This window comes from Nocardia sp. NPDC056000 (assembly GCF_042269265.1).
Lineage (GTDB): Bacteria > Actinomycetota > Actinomycetes > Mycobacteriales > Mycobacteriaceae > Nocardia.
On record NZ_JBHJXS010000005.1, the window covers coordinates 121,429 to 136,422 of the forward strand.

Annotated in this window: 15 protein-coding genes; 4 read left to right on the forward strand and 11 right to left on the reverse strand. The window is 64.0% G+C overall.

All coding sequences use genetic code 11. The features are described from left to right. Window positions 1-8 precede the first annotated feature (8 nt). Together ACFC4D_RS16055 and ACFC4D_RS16060 are read left to right on the forward strand one after the other, a co-directional pair. Complete coding sequence (locus ACFC4D_RS16055) at window positions 9-449, forward strand: DUF1931 family protein (RefSeq protein ID WP_376064848.1); 441 nt, start codon at window positions 9-11, stop codon at window positions 447-449. Window positions 450-546: 97 nt separating this feature from the next. After that, a complete protein-coding gene (locus ACFC4D_RS16060) occupies window positions 547-2,220 on the forward strand; it encodes a PucR family transcriptional regulator (protein WP_376063882.1) in 1,674 nt (557 codons plus the stop codon). Between the two features lie 49 nt (window positions 2,221-2,269). Here the strand turns inward: ACFC4D_RS16060 and ACFC4D_RS16065 are convergent, their stop codons facing one another. Then, window positions 2,270-2,485 (reverse strand): GNAT family N-acetyltransferase, encoded by a 216-nt coding sequence (locus tag ACFC4D_RS16065; protein WP_376063885.1) that lies wholly within the window; start codon window positions 2,483-2,485, stop codon window positions 2,270-2,272. Between the two features lie 508 nt (window positions 2,486-2,993). On the opposite strand from ACFC4D_RS16065, the gene ACFC4D_RS16070 reads away from it, so the two are divergent. After that, on the forward strand, window positions 2,994-4,811 hold the full coding sequence (locus tag ACFC4D_RS16070) for an alkyl/aryl-sulfatase (protein WP_376063887.1): 1,818 nt from the start codon (window positions 2,994-2,996) through the stop codon (window positions 4,809-4,811). 41 nt (window positions 4,812-4,852) lie between these two features. Here ACFC4D_RS16070 and ACFC4D_RS16075 read toward each other — a convergent pair whose 3' ends face one another. Together ACFC4D_RS16075 and ACFC4D_RS16080 are read right to left on the reverse strand one after the other, a co-directional pair. Further along, a complete protein-coding gene (locus ACFC4D_RS16075) occupies window positions 4,853-5,392 on the reverse strand; it encodes an orotate phosphoribosyltransferase (RefSeq protein WP_376063890.1) in 540 nt (179 codons plus the stop codon). Window positions 5,393-5,518: 126 nt separating this feature from the next. Continuing rightward, complete coding sequence (locus tag ACFC4D_RS16080) at window positions 5,519-6,118, reverse strand: GNAT family N-acetyltransferase (protein ID WP_376063893.1); 600 nt, start codon at window positions 6,116-6,118, stop codon at window positions 5,519-5,521. Window positions 6,119-6,379: 261 nt separating this feature from the next. Here ACFC4D_RS16080 and ACFC4D_RS16085 point away from each other — a divergent pair, with 261 nt between their 5' ends. Then, window positions 6,380-6,874 (forward strand): hypothetical protein, encoded by a 495-nt coding sequence (locus ACFC4D_RS16085; RefSeq protein WP_376063896.1) that lies wholly within the window; start codon window positions 6,380-6,382, stop codon window positions 6,872-6,874. Between the two features lies 1 nt (window position 6,875). Here the strand turns inward: ACFC4D_RS16085 and arfB are convergent, their stop codons facing one another. From arfB to ACFC4D_RS16125, 8 genes are all read right to left on the reverse strand, one after another. Then, window positions 6,876-7,304, reverse strand: coding sequence for an alternative ribosome rescue aminoacyl-tRNA hydrolase ArfB (gene arfB, locus ACFC4D_RS16090; protein ID WP_376063897.1), 429 nt, complete (start codon window positions 7,302-7,304; stop codon window positions 6,876-6,878). Between the two features lie 31 nt (window positions 7,305-7,335). Further along, a complete protein-coding gene (locus ACFC4D_RS16095) occupies window positions 7,336-7,758 on the reverse strand; it encodes a VOC family protein (protein ID WP_376063900.1) in 423 nt (140 codons plus the stop codon). Window positions 7,759-7,828: 70 nt separating this feature from the next. Then, window positions 7,829-8,647 (reverse strand): DUF6881 domain-containing protein, encoded by an 819-nt coding sequence (locus ACFC4D_RS16100; protein WP_376063902.1) that lies wholly within the window; start codon window positions 8,645-8,647, stop codon window positions 7,829-7,831. A 145-nt stretch (window positions 8,648-8,792) separates the two neighbouring features. Continuing rightward, complete coding sequence (locus tag ACFC4D_RS16105; RefSeq protein WP_376063905.1) at window positions 8,793-9,197, reverse strand: Ig-like domain-containing protein; 405 nt, start codon at window positions 9,195-9,197, stop codon at window positions 8,793-8,795. A gap of 45 nt (window positions 9,198-9,242) precedes the next feature. Beyond that, a complete protein-coding gene (locus tag ACFC4D_RS16110; RefSeq protein WP_376063908.1) occupies window positions 9,243-10,301 on the reverse strand; it encodes a S8 family serine peptidase in 1,059 nt (352 codons plus the stop codon). Window positions 10,302-10,518: 217 nt separating this feature from the next. After that, a complete protein-coding gene (locus ACFC4D_RS16115; RefSeq protein WP_376063911.1) occupies window positions 10,519-11,178 on the reverse strand; it encodes a hypothetical protein in 660 nt (219 codons plus the stop codon). Between the two features lie 189 nt (window positions 11,179-11,367). Next, entirely contained in the window at window positions 11,368-11,856 is a 489-nt protein-coding gene (locus tag ACFC4D_RS16120; RefSeq protein WP_376063913.1) for an LOG family protein, read from the reverse strand. Window positions 11,857-11,916: 60 nt separating this feature from the next. After that, on the reverse strand, window positions 11,917-14,973 hold the full coding sequence (locus ACFC4D_RS16125; protein WP_376063915.1) for a glycine--tRNA ligase: 3,057 nt from the start codon (window positions 14,971-14,973) through the stop codon (window positions 11,917-11,919). Window positions 14,974-14,994: the final 21 nt, after the last annotated feature.

Genomic DNA, 14,994 nt, shown 5'->3' on the forward strand with positions numbered 1-14,994 from the left:
TGCCGATCATGGGTGTTGTCAAATTTGAGCGTTTCTTCCGCGCCGCGGCCGGACTGCAGGTGCACCACAATGATCTCCGGCGCTATACCGAGTTCATCGACGACAAGATCTACGACCTGCTCATCGTCGCCAAGGCGTCCGCGAAGGCGAACGCGCGGGATGTGATCGAGCCGTGGGATCTGCCGATCACCGCGGGCCTGCAGCAGAGCATGCATCGTTTCGAGAAATTGGATGAGGAGATCGAGCTGCAACCGCTGCTCGACCAACTCGTCGCCCGTCCGCCATTGGACGTGGCACTCGCGCAGGAGACCGAGCGCCGATTGCCGTTGATCGCCGGTGGGCTGAGTGTGGCCCTCGCGCAGACATTTATCGCGATCGACCCGAAAGCCAAGCGTCCGGGCAGCGCGGAATGGTCCGTGGTATTTGAGATATTTCATTTGCTGCTTTGATGCAGCAACGGTGCATATCGGCCTGGATCCGCGCAGCGCGGTCGCAGCCGGGGTACGTTGGCGATCAACACCACCTCGGAGGCCAGACTCCTTTGCCATGAATCAGCCATTGCTGAGTTATCCCATCGTCAACGGATTGGCGGATGCCCAGTTGCTGTCGTTGCGCGGGCTGTGCGCGTTGTCCGCGGCGCTGTCGAACGAGCACCGGATCGGGGACATACTCCGGATGGCGGGTGCGGCCGTCCCGTCCCTCGGCTCGTGTCGGACGTTGGCGAGCTATCACCGGGTGGACGGTGAATTCCAGCCATTCCCGCAGGGTCTACCCGCGCAACCGGGACTGGACGCACAGATCACCGCCCAGGACGGCGCGGGCAGCGTGAGCCTGGCGGACGATAACTGGGGCTGGGCGTTCGTCCTCGGGAGCCTGTCCGGAGTTGTCGGATCACTGATTGTCGGCTCCACCCGCGCACCGCGACCCGATGAGATCTTCCTGCTGGAAATACTGGCGCAGGTGACCGGTGCGGCACTGGCCAATGCGGCCACCCACGAACGCGCCGCCCTGCATTCCACCGAACTCACCGCGATCAACGAACAATTGGCCGCCACGGTCCTGCGCCTGGAACGGCAGCGGCGAACACTCGAGGTGCTCTCCGGAGCCGCCGCCTACGGGCAGGGCGAACAGGGCATCGCCGACGCCGTCGCCCAGCTGACCGATTTGCCCGTCGCGGTCGAAGACCCCTTCGGAAATCTGCGGGCGTGGTCGGGGCCCGGGCAGCCCGAACCCTATCCCAAAGCAACACCGGAACAACATGATCAGCTGCTGCATCGGCTCGCGACCCACAACGCGCCACTGCGGGTCCACGACCGGGTGATCATGCTGGTGAAGCCGCGTGCGGAGGTCCTGGGTACCCTCGCGCTGATCGATCCCGGCGAACAGGTGGCCGACGCTCAGCTGTTCGTACTGGCGTACGGCAGCACCATGCTCGCCCTCGAACTGGCGCATCAGCGCAATCTCGCCGAGATCGAACTGCGGTTGCGCCGCGATCTCGTCGACGATCTGGCCTCCGGCACCGATAACGACAGTGCCTACGCTCGCGCGCAGGCACTGGGGCACGACCTGCGCGGGGCGCACTACGTCGTCCTGGTACACAGTGCGAGCCATACCGATGCGATCGCCGAGACGGCGCGGCGCGCCGCATCGGCCCAGAGTCTGCACGTCATCCAGGGCCGCCACAGCGGCATGATCGTGCTGATCACCGACCGCAGACCGGATCCGGTCGCCTTCCACCACGCGCTGCGCGAGGGCGTCGACACCACGCCGATCACCGTCGGCATCAGCGGTCGGTCCGAGCAGCCGAGCGATTTCGCGCGATCGTTCGCCGACGCACAGCGGGCCGTGCACATCCGGCGACGTTCGCGAATCCCGGACGGCGCGACGGCATTCGACGAACTCGGCTTCTATCGTCTGGTCGACGCGGCGCACACTCAGGGTCAGGTCGAGGATTTCGTGCGCGAGTGGCTCGGTGTCCTGCTCGACTACGACGACAACCGGAACTCCGATCTGGTCTACACGCTGGCCCAGTATCTCGAATGCGGTGGTAATTACGACGATTCCGCCGCGGTATTGCATATCCATCGCAGCACGCTGCGCTATCGCCTGGGCCGCATTCGTGAACTCACCGGCTTCGATCTGCGCGATATGAATGTTCGCTTCAATCTCCAAGCGGCAACGCGCGCTTGGCAATTCCTATCCGTCGTTCCGGATCCATAGCGGCACCACAGCGTGACGATCACTGGATCGTCGGGAACGCACCGGGCCGTCAGGCGTAGCGGTCGACGTGCCCGACGGTGACGAAGCCGACTCGTCGGTGGATCTGTTGACCGTCGGGCGAGGCGGTGAGGATGACGCGGTCGGGCGCCGACTCCAAGGCCAGGTCGAGAGTGTGTTCGGTGAGTACGGTGCCGATCCTTCGTCTGCGGTGATCGGCTCGCGTGACGATGTGCTCGATCGATGCGTCCGCGGCGCTGGTGACCACCGAGCGGCTCGGTTTCGTACCGGGCGAGCCCGTATTGCGTTAGCAGTTCCGGGATTTCGGGAGAGTCGATGTACCGCCAGAAATGTCGGCACGCGGGGGTACGGTCGAATTGGTCCCGAAATCGTTCGATCTCGGCGCGAAGATCACCGCCCAGGCGCAGTACGCCGTTCAGTTCGTCGCTGGGAGCACCGGTGCGAAACCAGCTGGATGTTTCGTCGTGCCCGGACTCCTTCGCTGGTACCAAATATGTTGTGACGTAGGTGGTTACGGCGTCGGAATAGAGTTACCGGTTGCCCGGTGGGGTCATCGTCAATCCGCGCTCGGCGTAGGGGTGATTATGTGACGAGTCTCGCGGTGTGCATGGCCTGCCGGTTAATCGTCGGGGGGAGGTGCGTCGGTCGCGTTCGGTGTGAATTCGGAATGAAAATCATCCGTGTCGGTTTACGCGGCGACGTCCTTTTCCGGGAACTATCGAGGTAGGTCAGGACTCAACGGAGAGGGAACGGATATGTCGCTGGACTACACGGACCGAACCGACTTCGAGGACGCCGAGCGCGGATTCATTGCCGCATTGTCACCGGCCGTCATCACCAAGGCGGACGGAAAAGTCATCTGGGACGGCGACGCGTACAGCTTCCTGGACGGTGATTGCCCGCCCACCGCGAACCCGAGCCTGTGGCGGCAGGGCCAGCTGTGCAATAAGCAGGGCCTGTTCGAGGTGACCGACGGTATCTACCAGGTCCGCAACCTTGATCTGTCCAATATGACGATCATCGAGGGTGATACCGGCGTCATCGTCATCGATCCGCTGATCTCGGCCGAGACGGCCGCCGCCGCGCTGGCCCTGTACCGCGAGCATCGCGGTGATCGCCCGGTGACCGGCCTGATCTACACCCACTCCCACGGCGACCATTTCGGTGGTGCGCGCGGGGTCGTCCCGCACGGGCACGCCGAGGTCCCGGTGATCGCGCCATCGGGTTTCCTCGAGCACGCGGTGAGCGAGAACGTCTATGCCGGAACCGCCATGACCCGCCGCGCCGCGTACATGTACGGCGCGAATCTGCCGAAGGGCCCCGACGCCCAGATCGGCTGTGGTCTGGGCATGACCACCTCCACCGGCACCATCACCCTGATCCCGCCGACCGTGGACATCACGCGGACCGGTCAGGAGGAGACCGTCGACGGTGTGCGGATCGTCTTCCAGCTCACCCCGGGCACCGAAGCGCCCTCGGAAATGAACTTCCTGTTCCCGGACAAACGCGCAATGTGTATGGCGGAGAACGTCACTCACAATATGCACAACATTCTGACGCTGCGCGGTGCGCTGGTGCGTGATTCGCGCATCTGGGCGCGGTACCTCGACGAGGCCATCGCCATGTTCGCCGACAAGATCGACGTCTCGTTCGCCTCGCACCACTGGCCGGTGTGGGGCAAGGACCGCTTCGTCGACCTGTTGGCCGGACAGCGTGACATGTACGCGTACCTGCACGATCAGACCCTGCGCATGCTCAACAACGGGCTCACCGGCCCCGAGATCGCCGAGAACTTCGAACTGCCCGAGGCATTGGACAGTAGGTGGGCCAACCGCGGCTACTACGGTTCGATCAGCCATAACGTCAAAGCCATCTACCAGCGCTATATGGGCTGGTTCGACGGCAACCCCGCGCACCTGTGGGAGCTCCCGCCGGTCGAGCAGGCCAAGCGCTATGTCGTGGACTACGGCGGTGTGGACGCGCTGATCAGCAAGGCGAAGGACTACTTCGAGAAGGGTGACTTGCGTTTCGCCGCAACACTTCTCAACCATGCCATCTTCGCCGAACCCGGCAACAGCTTGGCGAAGGAAACGCTCGCCGCGATCTACGACAAGCTGGGCTACGGCGCGGAGAACGGCCCGTGGCGCAACTTCTACCTCTCCGGCGCGCTGGAACTGCGAAAAGGCGTGGTGCACACCGCACTCGACACCGCCAACCCGGAGATGGCGATGGCATTGACCGTCGAGATGCTCATCGATTCCATGGCCGTGCGAGTCAACGGCCCGAAAGCGGCCAAGACCGGATTCATCATGGACTGGAAGGTCACCGACAACGCCCAAACCGTCCGCCTGACCCTGTCCAATGGTGCGCTGACCCACCGCACCGCGACCAAGGACGCACCTCATTACGGTCCCGCGGACCTCACCCTGACCCTGACCAAAGCGCAGTTGCTGGGCGTGCTGGCGGGCAAGGGCCTCGACGGTGTCGGCGTCGAGGGCGATCCGAAGGTGTTCGCCACTCTCGCGGGTCTGCTCGATACCGCCGATGTGGACTTCGCCATCGTCACCCCGTAGGGAAACAAATCCGGCCGAGAGCTGACCTGATACTTCGAATATCAGGTCAGCTCCAGCAGATTCACCAACTCCACCCCGTGCGCGGCCAGGTTGGCGCGCCCGCCGCGACCCCGATCGACCACGCACAGGGCATGGGTGACGATGGCACCCAGCCCGCGGAGATCAGCTGCGGACAGGGCTATCTGGCCGCCGGTGTTCACGACGGCGTCAACGATCATGACGTGCCTGTCCGCGATGTCGGCGCCCTCGGCGAGGCGGCACGTCCCGTGCACCTTGGCCTTCTTGCGAATGAAGCTGACCGGCAGCCCCGTGCGCAGGGAGAGCGCGGTCGCGATGGGTACGCCGCCGAGCTCCAGGCCGCCCAGGACCTCGGTGTCCGGGGGAATCAGCGCGACCATGGCGAGAGCGGCCGCGTCGAGCAGCGCGGGGTCGGCCGCGAAACGGTATTCGTCCAGGAACTGGGTGGCGGTATCACCGGACCGCAGCAGGAATTCACCGGTCAGGTGGGCCGCCTGACGGATTCGGCTCGCCAGGTCGCCATGATCGGAGGGCGGGGCGGGGGAGGTGTAGAGGTCGCGCATCCTCAGAGAGTAGGGGGCGTTGTTTGCGAGCTTGTGTCGCCGAGATTCGCGTGGGCGATCTACGGCCCGCGCGGCCGGATACCCACCGCCCGTTCGACTTTCGAAGTGCGATGACCGCCTGAGCCCTCACACGTATCGGTCGACGTGCCCGACGGTGGCGAATCCGAGTCGTTCGTAGATTCGTTCGCCGTCGGGCGAGGCGGTCAGTATTACGCGATCGGTGCCGGAATCGAGGGCCAGCTCGAGGGCTCGCCTGGTGAGGGCGGTGCCGATGCCATGCCCGCGGTGATCGGCTCGCGTGACGATGTGCTCGATCGATGCGCCCGCAGGGCTGGTCACGACGGCTGCGCAGCCGAGAACCTCGCCGCGATCACGCCACACCAGGTAGCGAGTCGATGCGAAGCCCTGGCGCAGGCCCGCCACCAACGCATCCGTATCGGGGGAGTCCGACCAGAGGGCTGCCCACTGCGCCAGGCCGCGGTCGTCTGTGACTTCCTCGATTCGCGCGAGCTTATGTTGCCCGAGGTCGTGAGGTGCTGATTCGCCCGTACCCGTGAACAGCATGAGCGGCTCGGTTTCGAACAGAGCGAGACCGGATTGCGTTAGCAGCAAAGGGATTTCAGGCGAGTCGATGTCTCGCCAGAAATGCCAGGATGCAGGAATGCTGTCGAACAGGTCCCGCAATCGTTCGACCTCGGCGGGAAGATCGCCGCCCAGCCGCAGCACCGCATTCAATTCGTCGCTGGGAGCGCCCGTGCGAAACCAGCTGGATCCCTCGCCGCCACCGGATTCATGTGCTCGCACCAAATGTGTTGCGATGTAAGTGGTTACGGCGTCGACATGGAGTTGCCGGTTACCCGGTGCGGTCATCGTTGTTCCTTACTTGGCGCGCGATACAGGAAGGCCGACTGACAACCATCCCATGCTCACCACATCGCTCGAGATCGCCTTCCCTTCCGGCAAAGAGCAGGCATACGATTTTCGCAGGTGGCAGTACATGCCGCCGCAGTCGTCGAAGAACGGAAGATCGACATGGACGTCGTCATTCTGGTGATCTGCATCGTCCTTGCTGCCCTGTCGATCCAGCTGATCTGGATCCCCATCGTGATCCACTTCCGCCGCAAGAACGCTCTGCTGGACAAGGAGCTGACCGCGAGCATGGCCGCGGAATCGATCATTCGGCCCATGGAACGCGGTATCTATCGAGGCTCCACGGTCCCGGGCGTCTCCAACGTCAGCAACAACGGTCAGATCGGTCTCACCGCGCGTCGCCTGGTCTTCCGCACTGCCACCTCGAAACTGATCGAGATCCCCGTCCATGCCATCACCGGCGCTCACGAATCCAAGGTTTTCAACGGCGCGGTCCGTGGCGGCAGCACCCATCTCGTCGTCTCCACCCAGGCCGGCGACTACGGCTTCATTCTTCCCAACCCTTCGGAATGGATAGCGACCATCGATGGTCTGGTTGAGCGCTCACACTGAGCTAGTCATCGGGGGAGGCACGGCGATTACGTTTGGTGATCCCGCGCCGCTTCTTCTCCGCGATGCGGCGTTCCTTCGCTCCGCGTGAGGGTTTGGTGGCGCGGCGCACGGGCGGCGGTGCGGCAGCGGCCTCCCGTAGTAGGGCGGCCAGGCGTTCGCGGGCGGCCTCACGGTTCTGCAGCTGGGCACGGTGCTCCGATGCTGCGATCGTGATCACGCCGTTGACCAGGCGGGTAGCCAGGCGCTCAATCATCCTGGCGCGCAACGACTCCGGCACCGAGGGGGAATTGGCGAGATCGAACGACAACTCCACCCGGCTGTCGGTGGTATTGACGTGCTGCCCTCCCGGACCGGACGACCGCGAGAATCGCTCACGCAACTCGGACGCGGGAATCACCAGCCTCCGAGTCACGGTCAGGTCCTCCGCCACGATCCGCCACTCTCTCCAATCCGCGAGTCGCCTAGCGCGCGGGGTTCCATGCCTTGTGCACGAACTCTATGCGGTTGCCATCGAAGTCGGCGACATTGCCGGCGTAATAGCCCGGGGCGAAATACGTCCGATCCGCCGGGACTCCGTCATCGAGACCACCGGCGTCGATAGCGGCACGGTAGGCGGCATCAACGGCATCGTTGCTATCGCACACGATCCCGACGTACAGCCCCGTCTCGCCGGGTTGCCGTTGCCGCAACCAGATACTCGATCCGACCCCGGTGCCGGAGACATAGATGTCATCGCCGACACCGAACAGATCCGGAACATTATCGGGCCCGGAGGCCGAGTCGTACTTTCCGAATTCGCGCCAGCCCAGCGGCTTCAGCGCCGCGATGTAGAAGGCCAGCGACTTCTCGATATCCGTGACCGAAACGTAGACATGATCGATCATCTCGACGCGTCCTTCCCGATTACATCGTTCCTAGGGCGACTCAATCGAACCTGCGTCACGGTACCCGTTCCTATCGATAGCAAGCGCCGACGGCAAGCCATTCGGCCTCGAACTCCCGAGGAGAGATTGTTTCCACCATGCCGGGATGTTCGGCGATAGCCGCTACGGGAGTCGCCGAGAGCTGGGTACGCAACGTCGACATGATGCCCCCGGCGAAACCCCTCCGGCCGTCAGCGAAGTACTCGACTTTTCGAACCTCGTATCCGTTGGCGTCGATCTCGACCACGACTTGTCTCGACTCGGTCCCGGTTGCAGTGTGCGCGTTGATCTTCCAGTACCGCATGCCAGGCTCACCGGGTACAAAACCGTATGTGTACTGCGCTTGGTCCGAAGGCCGCCGCTCGTCTTCGGGCGTCCACGCGGGATCGAACAGCTGCCATAACCCGGCGTACAGGCCGTCGTCGGCGTCAGGTTCGTCGTCGTACTCGTCGGGCAGGTCCGCCTCGAAAGGGGTTCGGCACCACTGTATTCCGTCCCACCAGCGGACGAAGGTGACAACATCCTCGTGCAATCTGGGGTGAACGACTGTCCGGTCAACGACCGCTGCCCAGGGCGGCGCGCTTGCCCACGGATCGAAGTCGGTGTCGACCAACGCGGTTGATTCATCACCCCCGAACAGCAGTGCCCGTTCGGCGTCCACGTTGACCAGGGCGTACCAGTTTCCGGTGCCGTCCTCGCTCACCAGCCGATTGCCCACCGCCCAGGTCGGTTCATCAGCGCGGAAAACCTTGATCGCCCTTGGGCTGCCGTCCGCGAGGTTCAAGAACGCATATCCGTGATCAGCGATTGTGGTCCACAGAACATCAGGTCGCGGCAACTCGAATTCCATGCAGAGCAACGTACTTGGCACCTGTGACTTTCTCGGCTGCCCCTCGGAATCCGCTCGCATGCCGCCAGGTCGAAGGAATCGAGCCGCCGACGGTGATGTGCGGGCCCGGTCGAGATGCCGGATCCGCACATCACCGATCAACGGGTCAGCCGGACTTCTTGGAGGTCTTTGATACGTCTACGTCCAACTTGTAGGTGGTCGATTTGTCGCCTGAGCCCTGGGTGGCGGTGATGACGTATTCACCGTTGCCAGGTGCTGCCCATTCGATGGAGGCGGTCAACTTGCCTTTGTCGCCGTCCTTTTCGGCGGCCGGCGTTGCGGTGCCGATCTTCTGGCCGTTGACGGAGAACGTCACCGGGGCATTGGCGTCCGCACCGGAAAGCTGGGCGGTGATCTGGCAGTGGAACGCGCAGGGGTACTTGGCTACGTCCTCCGGGGCCTTGACATTGTCGACTTTGGCGAACGCCTGCGGGGCCAGGAGTGCGCTGGTGGCCAAGGCGAGAAAGGTCGCGGTCGCGAAGCGGCGAGTGCGCGAGTGTACAGAGATCATGATTTCTCCCGGCGATTCGTGCGGAGGCAGTGGAAGGCTGTGCGATCACAGGCCATTGAGGTTCAACCGCCCGGTGGGGTCGTTGCCGTAGAGCCAGTTGGTGTACAGGCCCTTCATGGGTGCCGCATGCTGCAAGAGCCACGTTTTGATCGTGGGCGAGGCGGCGTCACCGAACTTCGATTTGTACAGGGCGGCCGCGGCAGCCACGTAGGGCGTCGAGAATGAGGTTCCCGACTGCATGGTGTCGGTTCCGTCGGCGAGTTTGGTATCGATCCACTGCCCGGGCGCGAAAATGTCGGCACAGCCGAATCCGGATGAAGTCCAGATCTTCTGTACTGAATGTCCCGCTCCCGACGGGGTGATCTCCTGCCAGACATGCTTGTCACTGGCGTCGCTGGCGGCGGCGATCATAGGACCCGCCGCATCGGCTGGAGGGTTGAAGCAGGCATTGACGGAAAGTGGCTGCAGCGGTGCGGGAACGGTGTCATCGTAATTTCCGGCTGACACCGCAACGAACACATTGTCTGCCGCGAGTGCGTTGACAGCGTCCCGCAGTTGATGATTGGGGTCGTGACCGAATCCGATGTTGCTACTCAGATTGGCGGAGATCACCGCTACCGCCGGTCCCTTGCCCTGATGGTCCGTCCTTACCCAATTGACTCCGTCCACCAATCTTTGGATGTCGACGCAATCGCCACTGCAGTCCGGGCGGACCTGCACAGACTTGATCGTGGCCTGTTTCGCCAATCCCAATGTGGAACCCGCGGCGGCGACGGCGACCTCGGTCGCATGATCGTCGAGGAATGTCTCAGTTGTATTGGGAGCGAAGTAATTCTGGGCGATCGACGCCCGTCCGCCGAATTCCGGCAAGTTGACATTCATCGGACCGTCAATGACATAGATCGTCACCCCGGCTCCCGTGGAGGTCACGCTACCCGCGCCCATCAGGCCCTGCGCCCAGCCCGAACTGGGGTGATAAAGCGCCAGATCGGAGGCGTTGTCGGCGCTGCTGCTACCGGCTCCCGAAACAACCGACATAACCGTGGTCATCGCCACCAGGGGTGCCAGCATCAATACTTTTCGTATTCTCACAAGGATTCCCATCCGGGTAATCGATATAAATGCGCATGACGAATCGAGCGTTGGCGTCGAAGCCTCGCCGAATCGACGGCATCAGAAATTCCGCAATTCGCATTGCGGTTGGCGCAGAACAGTATTCGGCATGGCTGTACCGCCAGGCCGACCCTGAAATGCGATGAGATTACCGAGCAGGGGCTTTCCCGCCGACCTCCGTCGAGTCGGGCAGCCACCTCCGGTTCATCTACAAAAGCCCTATTTCCCCATCCTTCATAGTCCCCATCCCTTCTTCGTGTTGTCCACGCAGGCAGCACTGTATCGCGGCCCGCATGAATCCGTAGCAGAAATGAAACATCGCTACTTCACACTGAATCGAGGGCTGGGCATGGCGACGCATCGGGCGTTGCGTCGCCGTGGAACCCCACTCATCGAGGCCCGAATAGATCACCGCGACACGCGCCCCGGGGAAATCGAGGCCTTTTGCCTCACCGGTGTACAACGCCACCAGCGAGTCCGGCCCACGCCACCAGGTGTCCGCGAGGCCCATCACCTCGAGCACCGGCTCGTAGCCGTCCAAGTCGACGCCATCGACCTCATCACCCATGAGCCTGGTGATCCGGCGTGCGCACACCGATGCGTGGTCGGCTAAAGCCAGCGCTTCCACCCAGCCCTCGATGGTTGAATGCAAAGCCGCCCAACGAGCCCTCTCCGCCTGGATTCCGAATTCACCGGACGGACCGATCATGAAAGTGAAGGGCACCGCTGTTCGTTGTGGCCCGGCTTCGAACCACCATCCCGCAGAGTCTGATTCGGGCGAATCCGGCTGGAAATAGTGGGGTCCGCCGTCGTACATCGGCGCGGGTGGCAAATGCAGTCCACCCCAGGTGTTCTGGTAGGCCGTCATGCGGTCGATCACGCTCGCGGGAACGCCGCGCTCGAGCCACTATTGCCGGTGATCCTGCACGGGCTGGACCTTGAGTTCGACGCCGCGTCTACGGACATACGATCGAGCGCGTGGGGTCAGGCCATCGGGAACGCCTTTGGCGGGACGCGGGATCACCGGAGCGATCCTATCCGGCGGATTCCGGCTCGTTCAGGGGTGGGGCTTCGTGCGTGAGAGGGCTTCGTGCACAGCTGCTTCCGGGGTGTCGACGGTCAGCGCGGCATCGACCGGGTTGTCATCGGCGTCGAGGATCTTCCAGCCACCGAGAGTGATGATGGGGATGGTGCCGCGGCGATTGGCGAGGGCGAGTTCGGAGAGGGTGCCCCAGCTGCCGCCGATGACTATTACCGCGTCGGCGGAGTTGATGAGGATGGCGTTGCGGGCCTCGCCCATGCCGGTGTAGATGACGGCGGAGAGTCCTTCGCGGGCGGTGGACGGGTCGGTGTCGGGGCGGATGCCGATGACGAAACCGTTTGCGGCGGTGACGCCTTCGGCGACGGCGGCCATGACGCCTGGGCCGCCGCCGCAGAGGACGCACGCGCCGCGTTCGGCGAGTAGGCGGCCTACTTCGAGGGCGTGGGTTGCCTCTTGCGGGGTGCAGTCACGGGGGCCGCAGACGGCGACCTGGACGGGTGGCATCGTTCGGCTCCGATCGTGATCGGCAGTGTCGCAGGGGTATTGGTTCTCACCTGTCGATGGTCAAGCGGTGAGATCCGCGGTGTCGGGGGAGTCGGAGCGCAGCTGGTGTACTGAGCGCCAGTCGATGTCGCGCGGGGCGGCTTGCAGCACGCTGGTGAGCAATCCCAGGCGTGCGGCGCGCAGGGCGGGGTCCTCGCTCATGACCAGGATGTCGTCGAAGAACCGTCGCAGGGCCTCAGTCAGGGGTGCGGCGGAGGAAACCCAGGTCGGGAGTGGCTGGTCGCGACTGTCGGAGAGGGCGGTGGAGACGGTGATGAGGTGCTGTTCGGCGGGTTCGGTCAGCAGCGCGGGGTCGAAGTTGGCCGGGGTGTTCGGAGGCAGGATCCGCATGATGCGCTGAAGTCCTTCGACCAGCTCGGCGAATTGGTGGCCGTGTTCGGTGCGGGCCTGCTCGATCTCGCGCTGCAGGTGATCCGCACGCCACGGGCGGGACGCAGCCGCGCGTGTCGCCTCGATCAGTGCGATCGGGATGCCCTCGTCGCGCAGCCGCTGTTCGTATCGGGTGCTGAGCAATTCCGCTGCGGTGTCGAGGATTTCAGCGTCGACGGTGATGCCTTGATCGCGCAGGGTGCGCGCGGCGGCGTCCAGGCCGACTCGGTAGGACACCGGCTCGAGCGCGGGGTGGGCGCGCAGGATTCGGACGATACCGAGGGCTGCGCGGCGCAGGCCGTACGGATCGGAGGTGCCGGTGAGTTTGGCCCCGACCGCGAGCATCGCGACCAGCAGGTCGAATCGGTCTGCCAGCGCGAGTAGTGCACCGGGGACCGTCTCGGGCAGGCGGTCGTTGTGGTGGCGGGGGAGTTCGGTCTCGAACAGCGCCTCGGCGACGGGCTCGGGTTCGCCTGCCTTGCGGGCGTATTCGCGCGCGATGGTGCCCGCGAGCGAGGTCATCTCGACGACCATCTGGGTGGCGAGGTCGAACTTCACCAGCGCTCCGGCCCGTGCCAGTGTCTCGGAGTCATTGGGGGACAACGTGATCGCGGTGCCGAGCTCGCGCGCGACGGCGGCGATGCGGTCCGCGCGGTCGGCCACGGAGCCGAGGCGTTGTTCGAAGGTCAATCCCGAGAGCCGAGTGCGGAATTCCTCGGGCGCGGTGTGCAGGTCGGTCTTCCAGAAGAAGGCGGCATCCTCGAAGCGTGCGCGCAACACCTTCTCATTGCCCGCGCGGACGACATCGATATCGCAGGAGCCATTGGCGAGAGTGACGAACAGCGGGAGCAATCCGCCATCGATGTCGCGAACGGGCAAGTAGCGCTGATGTTTCCGCATGACAGTGGTCAGGATCTGTTCGGGCAGTTCGAGATACCGTTCCTCGAAATGCCCCAGCACGCCAACAGGGGTCTCGACCAGGTTGGTGATCTCATCGATCAGATCGGATTCACCGTCGGTGTCGATCGTGCCCCCGTGCTCGGCGGCCAGTGTCTCGGCCGCGCCGATCACGGCGGTGCGTCGTTCGTTGTAGTCGATGAGGATGCCATCGGCACGCAACACCGCGCTGTAGTCATCTGCTGTAACGACACCGACCTCGGGATGATCGGCGTTGCGATGCACGCGAGTGATCCGGTCGGCCCGCAGCGAGCCCGAAATGACCGGCAGCACAGCGTCATTCAACAGCGCCAGCAGCCACCGAATCGGCCGACTGAAGCTCAGGATCGGATCGTTCCAGCGCATATTCTTATCGGCACGCAACTCCGCCACGAGCTCCGACAGCACCGCGGTGAGCACCTGTGCGGCGCTATGCCCCGAGCGCACCGTCTCGACCGCGACATGTTCGACGCCGTTGACCTCGACCCGAGTCAGATCGGCCACGGAGACCCGCTGGGAGTTCAGGAACCCTTGCAGCGCGCGGGTGGGCTCGCCGTCGCCGGAATACGCGGCAGAGACCTTGGGCCCACGCCGGACCTGGACGCTATCGGGTTCACGATCGCCAATCGCCTCCACCCGCACGGTGATTCGGCGCGGAGTGGCGTCGACCCGGATCGCGCCGTGGTCGAGTGCGGTTTCCGCGAGCCGGCGGCTCAGTTCGCCGTGCACCGCTGCCGCCGTGGCATCGACCACATGCGGGGGCAACTCCTCGGTGCCGATCTCGAACACCAACAGTCTACCGTGCGAAGGCAATTCGACCTCTGCGGCGGTGGCGATCGGCAACGGCTCATACAGTCCGCGCGGATGCCCCGCCTCGGCCCGCAACTCGGTCCACAACTCAGCCACCGCCCGCGATTGCGTGCGCATCGTCTGAAACCATTTGGCCCGCTCGGTCGTCGAGATCGCCCCGCGCGCATCGAGCACATTGAACGCGTGTGAGCTCTTGAGCACGAAACTGTGCGCCGGAATCGGCAGCCGCCGCTCGATGAGCCGCCCGGCCTCGCGCGAGTATATGTCGAGCAGCGCGCGCGTGGCGGCGATGTCGGCGTCATCGAGGTAGTAGCGCGACATCTCGTACTCGGACTGCCCCAAGAACTCGCCATAGGTGACACCGGGTGCGTAGAGCAGATCCTTGAAATGATCGACCTTCTGCACCGCCATCAAAATGCGTTCGAGCCCGTAGGTGATCTCCACCGGGATCGGATCGAGCGTATGCCCGCCCACCTGCTGGAAGTAGGTGAACTGCGTGATCTCCATCCCGTCGAGCCAGACCTCCCACCCCAAACCCCAAGCGCCGATAGCGGGTTGGGCCCAGTTGTCCTCGACGAACCGGACATCGTGCGCATGCAGATCGATGCCCAGCGCCGCCAGCGATCCGAGATACAGCTCCTGCGGATTCCCCGGCTCGGGCTTGAGAATGACCTGGAATTGCGTGTGGGTCTGCAGCCGGTTCGGGTTCTCCCCATATCGGCTGTCATCGGGCCGCACGGACGGTTCGACGTACGCGACGCGCCAGGGTTCGGGACCGAGCACGCTGAGCAGCGTCGCCGGATTCATCGTTCCCGCACCGACTTCGGTATTGAACGGCTGCGCGATCAGGCAACCGTGACCGGACCAGTAGTCCTGGAGACGAAGGATCGCTTCTTGCATGGACAGGATCTGCGACCCCGTACGGAAGGATTCGTCTGTCATCGCGCGATCCTACCCAGCCGT

Bases quoted from the DNA above. Each gene is read 5' to 3' on its own strand.
- ACFC4D_RS16055 (WP_376064848.1), top strand. From the start codon at position 9: ATGGGTGTTGTCAAATTTGAGCGTTTCTTCCGCGCCGCGGCCGGACTG.
- ACFC4D_RS16060 (WP_376063882.1), top strand. From the start codon at position 547: ATGAATCAGCCATTGCTGAGTTATCCCATCGTCAACGGATTGGCGGAT.
- ACFC4D_RS16070 (WP_376063887.1), top strand. From the start codon at position 2,994: ATGTCGCTGGACTACACGGACCGAACCGACTTCGAGGACGCCGAGCGC.
- ACFC4D_RS16075 (WP_376063890.1), bottom strand. From the start codon at position 5,392: ATGCGCGACCTCTACACCTCCCCCGCCCCGCCCTCCGATCATGGCGAC.
- ACFC4D_RS16095 (WP_376063900.1), bottom strand. From the start codon at position 7,758: ATGATCGATCATGTCTACGTTTCGGTCACGGATATCGAGAAGTCGCTG.
- ACFC4D_RS16100 (WP_376063902.1), bottom strand. From the start codon at position 8,647: ATGGAATTCGAGTTGCCGCGACCTGATGTTCTGTGGACCACAATCGCT.
- ACFC4D_RS16105 (WP_376063905.1), bottom strand. From the start codon at position 9,197: ATGATCTCTGTACACTCGCGCACTCGCCGCTTCGCGACCGCGACCTTT.
- ACFC4D_RS16110 (WP_376063908.1), bottom strand. From the start codon at position 10,301: ATGGGAATCCTTGTGAGAATACGAAAAGTATTGATGCTGGCACCCCTG.
- ACFC4D_RS16115 (WP_376063911.1), bottom strand. From the start codon at position 11,178: ATGACGGCCTACCAGAACACCTGGGGTGGACTGCATTTGCCACCCGCG.
- ACFC4D_RS16120 (WP_376063913.1), bottom strand. From the start codon at position 11,856: ATGCCACCCGTCCAGGTCGCCGTCTGCGGCCCCCGTGACTGCACCCCG.
- ACFC4D_RS16125 (WP_376063915.1), bottom strand. From the start codon at position 14,973: ATGACAGACGAATCCTTCCGTACGGGGTCGCAGATCCTGTCCATGCAA.